The following is a 12027-nucleotide window of genomic DNA, read 5'->3' as shown; positions in this document are numbered from 1 at the left end:
TATACGATAAGAACCTCATACTGGTTGCTTTAAAGTGGCTAGATACTCCCATTAATAACTTTGAACAAAGCCATCGATTTTGAGTCTGTCAATGATGAGACATAAGCACAGCAAGTAAGCAGTCTATCATAAACCTCATCACTCTCGTTAAGTTCTACGGCTGTAAGATCTAGGATTAATTTGTCGTACGTGGTGAGCGTACCCGACAAATCATTGAGCATGGCAGTCACCATCGCGTCAAGAATATCGCCTAATATCTTGTAACCAGAAACCTCTTTTTGAACAACATCGGTGTTTTTGTAAACATTCTTGACAGTAATGGATAGAATATCATCTACTTGAGCTTTATAGGTCGACCTATCCATAAGTGCGTGAGCAAACTGCCCTTTAAGAATAGCCTCTTCATTATCCATAAAAATGTTCACGCAGTCCGTTATCAGATTATTGATGGCTAGCGATCTCAAATAGCCCAATCGCTGTGCGGTTGTCTCCAGATTGGAATAAACATCAGTCCTAATATTACTGCGTACTAGATTTATCAAGTGCTCCAGGGCATAATCCTCTGATATCCAGCCTAGGTTGATACCATCTTCAAAATCGATGATGCTGTAACATATATCATCTGCGGCTTCAACAAGATAGGCAAGTGGATGCCTATTGTAAAAACCTGTTTCCTCAAGGTTGTCGTCCAGACCCAACTCGCTTGCCACGTCTTTAAAATGTTCAAGGTCTGATTGGAAAATACCGTATTTCTTCTGAGAGATATGAGCAGTTGGTTTTACAGGTAGTGACTCTTTTGGATACTTTATGAACGCACCCAACGTTGCATAAGACAATCTCAATCCACCTGGTGCAGCCGGCTTGTCAAGATTTAATAAACGGTATCCATTAGCATTTCCCTCAAAATGCAGTAGGTCGTGTTGTTGCTTTCGCGAAAGCTGACTCATCACCATCTGCATCTTACCACTGGCAAAGTAGTTACCTATCGACTTCTCACCACTATGGCCAAAGGGTGGATTCCCGATATCGTGTGCAAGAGCCGCAGCGCAGACTATACTGCCAAAATCTTGCAATTTATATCCCATCTTGAGCAATTCTGGATGGCGCTCGAGTATTTTCTTCCCAGCCATTCTTCCTATCGACCTGCCTACCACGCTCACCTCTAGACTATGTGTAAGTCGAGTATGCACAAAACCAGTTTGGCTCAACGGGATTACCTGTGTCTTATCCTGCAAACTGCGAAATTCTTGTGAGAATATGATCCTATCATAATCTACCTCAAACCCTAACCGCAACTCGTCCTGCTCGAGTCGATCACGACGTTGGGTGTCACCATATTTTTTAAGCGATAATAATTGTGGCCAGTTCATGAATAAAGTTTGATGCAAGATAGTATCCTGTATCCTAACAACCTGTTTACCTAGGGTAACCATTTCTTAACAATGGTCAGAAATATGCTAATGGTAAATTAACCTGTTGTCCCTGCATCACGTCGTTATTTTGCACGAGAAAACAAGTACAAGATGAATAAGTTTTTATGTGTATTACTTTTTATGGTTGGTGCGATAGCGGCTGCTCAAACGGGTCGTGTAGTAGGTACTATCTATGATAAGGATAGCGGTGAGGAGCGATTGACCGTTCCTTTTGCTTCTGTAGTACTCAAGGATACACAGCTGGGTGCTCAAACAGATATTGACGGTAAATTTAATATTGTGGCGCCAGTTGGTACTTACACACTAGTGGCATCATTTGTAGGAATGCAGACGATTGAAGTACCTAACGTGGTAGTGCGTGATGGTTTTACTACCACTGTAGATATTGACATGGCGGCAGAGTCTGCGGCACTTGAGGCAGTATCAGTCGTGGTGCGCAGGTCTCGCGAGAGTGCAGAGGCGCTGTTAGAAGAACAAAAGAAGTCTGTAACCATCGTACAATCCATAGGTGCGCAAGAATTATCCCAAAAAGGTGTAAGTGATGCATCTGGTGCGGTTGCAAAAATATCTGGTGTCTCAAAACAAGAAAGCAGCAGTAATGTCTATGTACGTGGACTAGGTGATAGGTACCAAAACTCTTCATTAAACGGTTTATCATTACCATCCACTGATGTAAATAAGAAAAACATTGACCTGGACATCTTCTCGTCTGATGTGATTGAGAGTATCGATGTGAGTAAGGCTTATGATGTTCGATTTTTTGGTGATTTTTCAGCTGGTAATGTTAATGTTAGATCCAAAAAGCATACTGGTAATAGCTTTCTTAATGTCACGCTGGGTACTGGTGCAAATACCAATGCCATTGGCGAGGATTTTGTGAGATTGGATGGCGCGAGTTATGCCGGTTATTATAATAAATATGACAACGATCCTTTTGCAGTATTGCTATCTCACAGCGTTGATCCAGTTGATGGGTTTGAACCTGTGAATATTGATGCTAGTATCGATGGTGGCCACTCCTTTAGATTTGATAATGGTATGAGGCTTAGTCTTTATGGGTCTGCAGCATTTACAAATGGTTCTTTTTATCAAACAGGTGTTGCCAGAGACTTTACCAATGTCTTGAAAGTCAATTTCCCAACGGTGGAAGAATACAATTATACGGCACGCACTACTGCACAAGCCAATATAGATTTTACACTTGATGATAATAACAGTTTCAAGTTTGTAAATCTTTTTGTGAATAAATCTGCTAATGGTGTGTCCAACTATGGTATCAATGGTCAAGGATTTAATCGCGATGCCAATGATAGTGAGGACGGTTATTTTGTAAGGAACACACAGTTCAACCAGGATCGAGTTCACGTGACTCAATTATTAGGTGAGCACGATATCCAAGAGACACTTGCCATAAATTGGGGTGCAGCATATAATAAAGTATTTTCTGATGAGCCAGATCGTCGCAGGAATACCCTAGAAGATTATCAGTTTGCGCTGGATAATGATCCAGAGACCAATCCTAATTTGTTCTCAAACATCGCCTTTGACAATCAACGGTTTACTCAATCTGTTGTAGATGATGAGATCACAGGTTTTCTGAATATCGAGAAAACAGTAAATGAGAATTTAAAGTTCAATCTGCGATACAGCGGTAGACGCAAGGAACGTGATTTTACTTCTTATCGATATGGATATGAGGTAGAGCTTAATGGTAGAGATGTACCAGTTCTAGACGTGAACAATCTGGACGATATATTTAATGTACGTAACATAGGTACGCAATTCAATACCATCGTTTTGAATCCTATATCTAATGAAATAGGAAATACAAATGTGCCAGGATTGCCAGAGAATATCTATAATGGACAAATGGATATCCATGGTGTTAGTGCCAATGCACAAATCACTACCGGTAAACTATTGCTCATTCCAGGCTTGAGAGTTGAGACTTGGGATCAAAGTATTACCTATGATGTAGTAAACCTGCCACCTAATGATCCAGGATCTCGCAGCGTCTATGAAAACATCATATTGCCTAGTATCAATGCAAAGTATTCTTTGACAGAAGATATCAACTTGAGAGCATCATACAGCCAAACAGCTTCTTTACCGGAATTTAAAGAGGTGGCACCGTTTGTCTATGAGGATGTAACCGTTAGATATGGTGGTAATCCTGATTTGATAGGCGGCAGAGATGGTAGCGGCCCTACTTACAGTACGGTGAACAACTTTGATTTGAAATTTGAATACTTCTTTAATCAAGGCGAGATCCTATCCATTGGTACATTTTATAAGAAAATCGATGACCCAGTAAACCGCGTCGTTGCGGCAGATGCTACCGGTACACAGCGCTACTTTAGAACTGGTGATAGTGCGGATGTATTAGGTGTCGAGCTCGAGGCTAGAGTAGGTATTGTCAAGGATCTAGAAGAAGATAATGTACTTGTTGCTGGCGTCAACGCAGCGTATACCTATACAAATCAAGATCTCAAGGATATCACTGGCGATAATGTAACCTATACAACATCATTTGATCGCGATGAGATTGCCCTTGAAGGAGCGTCACCATTTATCATCAATGCAGATCTTACTTATACACCTACATTAAACAATTATAAACCTACGGCGTCACTTGTTGGTAGTTACTTCTCAGACCGAATATCTGCTATTGGTGCAGGTTCTCTAGGAGATATTATAGAAAAATCAGTCTTTTCATTAGACTTTGTCTATTCAAGCCCGTTGAGCGATAATCTAACATTCAAATTGAGTGCAAAAAATCTCATCAATCCAGATATTGAATACGTGAGAGAAGAGACCAGTAGTGGTGATATCACAATAAGTAGTTTCAAACTAGGTGTCAATCTAGGGATGAGTCTTAAATACCAATTCTAATCTTAATCAATAAACAAGTAAAATAAAAAACATGAAAGCAAATAGATTTTTAATAGCGCTTTTTGTATTAGCAATCTTTGCTAGTTGTGAAAGCGACGACACGTCTGATATTACAATCAACATCACAAATGGCGGCAATGGAACTGGTGGCGGCAATGAAGACGCAGTCAACTTGAGTGGTGTATATACACAGGACCTTGAGTTGGACGAGGACGTTGATTATATTATCAATGGTCCATTAATCATGAGTAATGGTACTACACTTACCATTCCTGCAGGAACTACTTTGAGAGCATTACCAGTAGGTGTGAATGCCTACATCGCGATCCAGCAAGGCGCTAGAATCGATGCTCAAGGTACCGCAGATGATCCTATCGTACTTACATCTGCTGCAAATGACCCAGATTCTGGTGATTGGGGTGGACTTATTATTTTGGGTAGAGCACCTATCAACTCTACAGCAGCTGGATCGACTGATACTGCAACGAGCGAAGTAGGACAACTATCTTATGGTGGCAATGACGAGTCAGACGACTCTGGAGATATCTCTTACATGAGAATCGAGTATGCTGGTGGTGCCATCGATGGTAATGCAGAACTTAACGGCTTATCGCTATATGCTGTAGGAAATGGAACAAGCATTGACCACGTGCAAGTCTATAGAGGATCAGATGATGGTGTGGAATTTTTTGGCGGTACTGTAAACGTGTCTTTCCTATCTGTAGTAGGAGCAGAAGATGACTCCATCGACTGGACTGAAGGTTATAGAGGTACCCTTACAGACGTTTATGTTGAGCAACTTGATGTTGCAGATGGTGACAGTGCTTTTGAAATGGATGGCTTCAATACAGACTTCTCACTTGAGGATGTCAATCTATTATCTCGTCCTACAGTCAATCGTGTTACTATAGTTGGTAATGATGATGATAGTAGAGCCTTTAGAGTACGTGCAGGATCAGGTGGTATCTTCAGCAACATCGAGATTTCAAACACAGGTCGTGGTGTTGTGATAGAGGATGATGAGTCAGCCTTTAGAACAAGTTCAAACATTCCTTCTGATTTATTTTTTACCAATGTTCTTTTTGACGATGTAGATACTGAATATTCATATGGCTTTGAAGAAAGCGTAGGATCTGCAAATCCAGCACCTACACAAGACGATGTTATTGAGAATGATGACGATGACGATGATGACGATGCAGGAACAGATTATGATTCTTGGGGCGACGGCTGGACAAGAAACTAGTCTAATCTTATATCAAAATATTTTACAAAAGCTGCCTGCTACCAGGCAGCTTTTTTTATGCAGTAATGTTTGTAGGATTACGCTTTCGCGAAAGCGTAACTATCCTAACGCCTAATATTTATAACCTTTTAATAACGTACAACCCAACAGAATATAGCACTTTTGCAGCTTAACTATTTTAAGCAATGGGAGACGTTTACATTTACATGCTAGTGATACTCGCAGGACTAGCCATCACAGACCTTGTAGTTGGTGTGAGTAACGATGCAGTGAATTTCTTGAATAGCGCGATAGGATCTAAGGCGATAAGCTTTAAGACCATCATGATAATCGCGAGTATAGGTATTGCGCTAGGTGCGCTTTCCAGCAGCGGTATGATGGAGGTTGCGCGCAAGGGAATCTTCAATCCCAGCGAGTTTTTCTTTGACGATGTCATGATCATTTTCATGGCGGTCATGATTACAGATGTACTATTGCTGGACTTCTTTAATAGTATGGGATTGCCTACATCAACTACCGTATCTATCGTTTTTGAATTGTTGGGTGCCGCAGTATGTATTTCTTTGATTAAAATAAGTAATAGCCCGACAGAGACTTTTCTTAATCTAGGCAAGTATATCGCTAGTGATACTGCGATTGAGATTGTTTCAGGCATTCTACTATCGGTAGTGGTGGCCTTTACCATAGGTGCCGTTGTGCAGTTTTTGTCTAGGCTTATGCTCACGTTTAACTACCGCAAGCGTCCAGCTTTTTTGGCTGGGATTTTTGGAGGTTTGTCACTCACCAGTTTGTATTATTTCATCCTTGTAAAAGGATTAAAGGGTGCAGATCTAGGAGCACTCAACTTTATTTTTGAATACACTTCAAACGTTTACACCACGTTGGCCTATGGCTTTGTGTTTTGGACGATTTTCAGTTTGATTTATGTGTACGTGATCAAATGGGATATCTACAAGTTGATCATTATCATGGGAACCTTTGGCCTGGCGATGGCCTTTGCCGGTAATGACTTGGTAAACTTTATTGGTGTACCCATAGGTGCCTATGACGCATATAATGTGTGGCAAGCCGCTGGATCACCGGCAGACTTTACCATGGACGCACTCGCAGGCAAATTGCCTAGCCAGAAATGGCTGCTCATGGTCGCTGGTATCATCATGGTGTTGACGCTTTGGTTCTCTTCAAAGGCTCAAGCCGTTGTAAAAACATCAGTCGATCTAGCTCGTCAAGACAGCGGTACAGAGCGTTTTCAGGCGAATGCCCTTTCTAGATATCTAGTACGCTACTCACTCGTCGCTGCCGAAGGTATCAAGCGCATCATGCCGGCAAATGCCAATAAGTATATCGCTTCAAAATTTGAGAAGGCTCCAGAATCTACTTTAGTTCCTAGAAATGCAGATAGACCAGCATTTGATTATGTGCGCGCGTCGGTCAATCTGATGGTGGCCAGTGTGCTTATATCTGTTGCAACCTCATACAAATTGCCACTTTCCACAACCTATGTAACTTTTATGGTAGCCATGGGAACCTCGCTCGCAGACCGCGCTTGGGGTACCGAGAGTGCCGTTTACCGCATCGCTGGTGTATTAAACGTAATAGGTGGTTGGTTTTTTACCGCTTTTAGCGCCTTTACTGCCGCTGCCATATTTGCCTACATCATTTACATGGGTGGTATGTACGCTATTGTTGGTCTGGTGGCGCTTGCTATCGTTCTTATCACACGCAGTTTCTTGATGCACAAGAAATCTCAAAATGTACAAAAGGCGACAGACGAGCTCAAACGCGCCGAGAGCAATACCATTCAAGGTATTATAGAGGAAAGTAGCGATATCGTATCTACCGTTTTCAAACGCGGTAAGCACATGTATCAAAACACACTGGAAGGTCTTATGACGCAGGATTTAAGTAGTCTTAAAAAAAGCCGCAAGGTGAGTAAAAAACTCGCTGGCGAGATCGATAACCTGCGCAACAATATCTACTTTTTTATCAAGAATCTGGACGAGACAAGCATCGGTGCCAGTAAATTCTACATAAATGTCTTGGGTCACTTGCAAGATGTATCGCAATCACTGGATTACATCTCTAAGGCAAGCGCAGATCACATCAATAACAATCACAAGAGCCTAAAATTTAATCAGATTAAGGACCTTAAGGAAATCATCTTGCAACTTCAAGATATTTTTGGCGAGGTTCAACAAATCTTCTCTGCTAAGGAGTTCGGGAAACTAGAGGCCGTTATTCATAAAAAGCGAGAGATTCTTGTGCTGGTGGATCACAAAATCGAAAAGCAAGTAAAACGAACCAAGGACGCTGACGAATCGCCTAAAAACACTACGCTTTACTTTGGACTGCTGCTTGAAACTCGTGATCTACTCAATACCGTTATCCAGATTGCAGAGCAGTACTACACTGAGTACGATGTCAATCGATTTGATCGGGATAGCGAGAGTGAATAGGTGTTTTAGGATTACGCTTTCCTGCCTCGCCGATAGGCAGGCGCGAAAGCTAAATTCTAAACGGCCTAAAAACAAATTACCTGGATCGCTAGTTTTTTAATTTGTTACTGCAAGTGAGCCCACGAAAAACAACACCAAGTTTTATTACAGGACGACAGTTCATAACCATAGTATTATCCTGTCTCGCCATACTGTTAGTACCATTCATCGCTATGCAATTTACAGATGAGGTAAATTGGTCGCTCATGGACTTTGTGGTGGCTTTTCTATTGTTTTTTACAGGTTCCGTCACCATCCAAATCATACGTAATAAGTTAGGAAGAAAAGGCTACCGCTCATTTGTGTTCATTTTTGTGGTAGTCATACTTCTTGCTCTTGTTTGGGTGGAGCTTGCTGTTGGTATATTTGGATCTCCTGTTGCTGGCAGTTAATCATAAAAAAATGCCTCGTGATTGCGAGGCATTTTTATTTTTAAAGTCAATACAGTATTAAGCAGCAGTGCGCTCGCCAATTTCTTCACCTTCTTCTGGTTGATCACCAAACTTCCTGCGGAATCTCAGCTTGGCTCTATGTACAAGATATAATAGCACTGGCACGATGATCAAGGTAAGGAACGTCGCAAACAACAATCCAAAGATTACCGTCCATGCTAGCGGACCCCAGAAAATCACATTGTCACCACCCATATAAATTTTAGGATCAAACTGATTGAATAGTGAGAAGAAGTCAATATTTAATCCTATCGCCAGCGGTATCAATCCTAAAACCGTGGTAATCGCCGTCAAGATTACTGGACGCAACCTGGCTTTACCGGCTTGAACGATGGCTTTAAACGCATCTTCTTTACTTATCAAGTACTTGTCATCATCAATACCTAATTCCTCGCGGCGCTTGAGTTTCAAAATGTCCACGTAATCGATCAGTACTACACTATTATTAACCACAATACCAGCTAGCGATATGATTCCCATCATGGTCATCATGATGACAAACGGCCATCCTGTTGCCATCAACCCTAGGAATACACCTATAAAACTCAAGAAGATGGATATCATTATAATTGTAGGTTTTGATATACCACTGAATTGGAAAATCAAAATAAAGAATATCAAGGCAAGACCGCCCATTAAAGCTGTCATAAGGAAGGCCTGCTGTTTATTTTGCTCTTCTAGTTGACCTGTATAATCTATATCGATGTTTGATGGTAGATCCTCAAAGTCCAGCATCTCATTCTGGATTTGAGCAACGGCCGCACCAGCATCAGAATATCCTGGCTTGAGTGCACTGTAAACAGTAACGACACGCTGATTATCCTTATGCTTTATCGCGCTGAATCCTGAAACATTTTCTGTAGTGGTAACTGCACTTACCGGTACTTCTTTGACCTGGCCAGTCGCCATATCCCTGAAAGTTATACGTTGGTTGAATAAGGCGCTGCGGTCATAGCGATCGTCTTCATTAAAGCGTACATAGATGTCATAATCCTCACCATCTTTTTTATAAACACCAGCTTTCTCTCCAAAAATAGATCTACGCAATTGCATACCTACTTGTCCAGCACTTATACCTAGCTCACCAGCTTTTTCACGATCTACTTTTACTTGTAGAGCAGGCTTACTTTTATTCACATCAATTTTTAATTCGTCAACAGGTGCGATGTTTTTCTCGTTGAGAAATTTCACCATGCGCTCTGCAGTCACGATAAGTTCTGAATAGTCATCGCCTTGCAATTCGATGTTTACAGGATAACCAGCTGGTGGTCCAGCTTGATCTTTCTCCACACTTATAGCGATACCTGGGAAACGCCCTTGAACTGCTTCTTGAATTTTCTTGCGCAATACTTCGCTGTCCTTACCATCTCGATATTTATACTCACGCATGGAAGCAGTGATTTTTGCTTTATGCGGCATCTCTGCCGCAGATCCACCATCAGTTTGCGGGTTACCAGCACCTTCACCTACTTGGGATACGGTGCTCTCTACAAGAAAGTTGCGACCATTTTTTATGTACTCTTCATCATTGATGACATCATAGACGACTTCCTCAATTTGTTTTGTAGTACGGTTAGTCTTTTCAATTGCTGTTCCCTGTGGATACTCAATGTAAACAATGATCTGGTTAGGCTTGTTTTCTGGGAAAAATTCCACCTTGGTTCGCCCAGAAGCTACCGACCAACCAAAGTACAATGCCAACACTCCAAAGAACATGACCACCATACCTGCTGTAAAGAAATAAGGCTTCTTACCGCGCAAGGCAAATTTCAAGAATCGCTCATAGGCATTGTCAAGTGACTTGAGAAAGTTGTTCTGGAAACCAGTTGCCCATCCTTTAATCACATATTTATATAACCACAATAAAATAACGGTTACTACCATGATAGAACCTATACCGCGAACGGCACCACCAAAAATGATTATCAGTAAACCTATTCCACCCATAATGGCAGTGATCCACCATAGGTTTTTTGTTGGGATAACCTTTTCATCAATGCTCATGAATTTTGATACAAGCATAGAGTTGAAAAAGATCGCGACGATTAGAGAACTACCTAGAACGACAGACAAGGTTATCGGGAAATATTTCATGAATTCTCCCATAACACCAGGCCATAATCCTATAGGTACAAATGCCGCTACCGTCGTTAGTGTCGATATGATGATAGGCACGGCGATCTCGCCTATACCTATTTTGGCTGCTCGCATGCGCGGCATGCCTTCTTCATCCATCAATCTATAGACATTCTCTACCACCACGATACCGTTATCCACTAGCATTCCTAGTCCCATAATCATGGCAAATAAGATCATGGTATTGAGTGTGTAGCCTAATCCATTTAAGATGATAAAGCTCATCAACATGGACATAGGTATCGCAAAACCTACAAAAAGGGCATTTCGAAAACCTAAAAAAAACATCAATACAACGACAACGAGTATGACCCCAAATATGATGTTGTTGACCAGGTCATCTACTTGATTAAGTGTACGACTGGAATTGTCGTTTGTCACGGTTATCGACACATCTTGCGGTATAATTTCCTCAATTTGAGATTGTGCGATAATCTCACGTATGCTCTCAGACGCTACAATAGTGTTTTTACCAGATTGTTTCTTGACATCGATCATCACTACTGGATCACCGCTCTCACGAGCATAGGTGGTCTTGTCTTCTTCTTTAAAAGAAACCTCGGCTATATCAGTAAGGTAAATAGGACCATTCTCATTTTTGACGACAAATCGCTCCAGTTGATCTGGTCTAGTAATCTCACCTAGAATCCTGATCGTGCGTCGCTGACTTTCAGTTTTTATATTACCGGCACTCATGGTAGCATTACCACCGCTTACGGCATTGATGATGTTATCAAAGCTTACCTGTGCTGCGGTCATTTTATAAATGTCAACCGCTATTTCTACCTCAAGCTCTTGCGCACCGCGTATGTCTGCTCCTTTGATTTGATCTAATCCTTCAATCTCATCCTCTAGATATTCTGCATACGTTTTGAGCTCGCGTACCGTGTAGTCGCCTCGCAGATTGATGTTCATGATTGGTATCTCTTCACTCATCTTGAGATCAAAGATGTTGGGCTCAATTTTGGCACCATTGAAGGTAGGCCAGTCCTCATTTGAAGTTTCTACATCAACCTCGTCTTTTACTTTTTGCTTGGCATCCTCGACGGTGAGTTTCTCATCAAACTCTACAGTGATAATGGAATAATCTTCTTGTGATGTAGATAAAATCTCTACCACATTTGACAAGTTCTTGAGTTTGTCCTCAAGCGGTTCTGTAATCAATCGTTCAATATCCTCGGCAGTGTTACCTGGATAGACGCTTGATATGTAGATCTTAGTCTCTTTTACCTCTGGATAATCCTCGCGCGGCATGGCAAAATAGCCTTGCAGTCCCAAAACTAGAACCAGCGCAATGATGATCCATATCACCGTTGAGTTATTGATCGCCCATGATGATAAACCGAATTCTTTCTCGCTCTTCTTAGCCATTG

Annotated in this window: 6 protein-coding genes; 4 read left to right on the top strand and 2 right to left on the bottom strand. The window is 41.5% G+C overall.

What is annotated here, in order from left to right:
• Nucleotides 1-38 precede the first annotated feature (38 nt).
• The gene (dgt, locus tag EJ995_RS01365; protein ID WP_126444878.1) at nucleotides 39-1370 is read right to left on the bottom strand and encodes a dGTP triphosphohydrolase; all 1332 of its coding nucleotides are present in this window, start codon (nucleotides 1368-1370) and stop codon (nucleotides 39-41) included.
• 153 nt (nucleotides 1371-1523) lie between these two features.
• On the opposite strand from dgt, the gene EJ995_RS01360 reads away from it, so the two are divergent.
• The 4 genes from EJ995_RS01360 (at nucleotide 1524) to EJ995_RS01345 (ending at nucleotide 8458) form a co-directional block, all read left to right on the top strand.
• On the top strand, nucleotides 1524-4325 hold the full coding sequence (locus tag EJ995_RS01360) for a TonB-dependent receptor (protein ID WP_126444876.1): 2802 nt from the start codon (nucleotides 1524-1526) through the stop codon (nucleotides 4323-4325).
• Between the two features lie 31 nt (nucleotides 4326-4356).
• Nucleotides 4357-5571 carry a multidrug transporter gene (locus EJ995_RS01355; protein WP_126444875.1) on the top strand — a complete coding sequence of 405 codons (1215 nt, stop codon included), beginning with the start codon at nucleotides 4357-4359 and terminating at the stop codon, nucleotides 5569-5571.
• Nucleotides 5572-5756: 185 nt separating this feature from the next.
• Nucleotides 5757-8027, top strand: coding sequence for an inorganic phosphate transporter (locus tag EJ995_RS01350; protein WP_126444873.1), 2271 nt, complete (start codon nucleotides 5757-5759; stop codon nucleotides 8025-8027).
• 113 nt (nucleotides 8028-8140) lie between these two features.
• Complete coding sequence (locus EJ995_RS01345) at nucleotides 8141-8458, top strand: hypothetical protein (RefSeq protein WP_241234669.1); 318 nt, start codon at nucleotides 8141-8143, stop codon at nucleotides 8456-8458.
• 57 nt (nucleotides 8459-8515) lie between these two features.
• Here the strand turns inward: EJ995_RS01345 and EJ995_RS01340 are convergent, their stop codons facing one another.
• Entirely contained in the window at nucleotides 8516-12025 is a 3510-nt protein-coding gene (locus tag EJ995_RS01340) for an efflux RND transporter permease subunit (protein ID WP_126444871.1), read from the bottom strand.
• Between the last annotated feature and the right edge of the window lie 2 nt (nucleotides 12026-12027).

Source organism: Nonlabens ponticola, from assembly GCF_003966335.1.
Classification (GTDB): domain Bacteria; phylum Bacteroidota; class Bacteroidia; order Flavobacteriales; family Flavobacteriaceae; genus Nonlabens; species Nonlabens ponticola.
The sequence above is the reverse complement of the archived record's forward strand: the minus strand, read 5'-3'. Positions and strand labels throughout refer to the sequence as shown.

What these genes read in the sequence shown, in the direction of transcription:
- EJ995_RS01350 (WP_126444873.1), top strand. Translation starts at nt 5,757, where the DNA reads ATGGGAGACGTTTACATTTACATGCTAGTGATACTCGCAGGACTAGCC.
- EJ995_RS01340 (WP_126444871.1), bottom strand. Translation starts at nt 12,025, where the DNA reads ATGGCTAAGAAGAGCGAGAAAGAATTCGGTTTATCATCATGGGCGATC.
- EJ995_RS01355 (WP_126444875.1), top strand. Translation starts at nt 4,357, where the DNA reads ATGAAAGCAAATAGATTTTTAATAGCGCTTTTTGTATTAGCAATCTTT.
- dgt (WP_126444878.1), bottom strand. Translation starts at nt 1,370, where the DNA reads ATGAACTGGCCACAATTATTATCGCTTAAAAAATATGGTGACACCCAA.
- EJ995_RS01360 (WP_126444876.1), top strand. Translation starts at nt 1,524, where the DNA reads ATGAATAAGTTTTTATGTGTATTACTTTTTATGGTTGGTGCGATAGCG.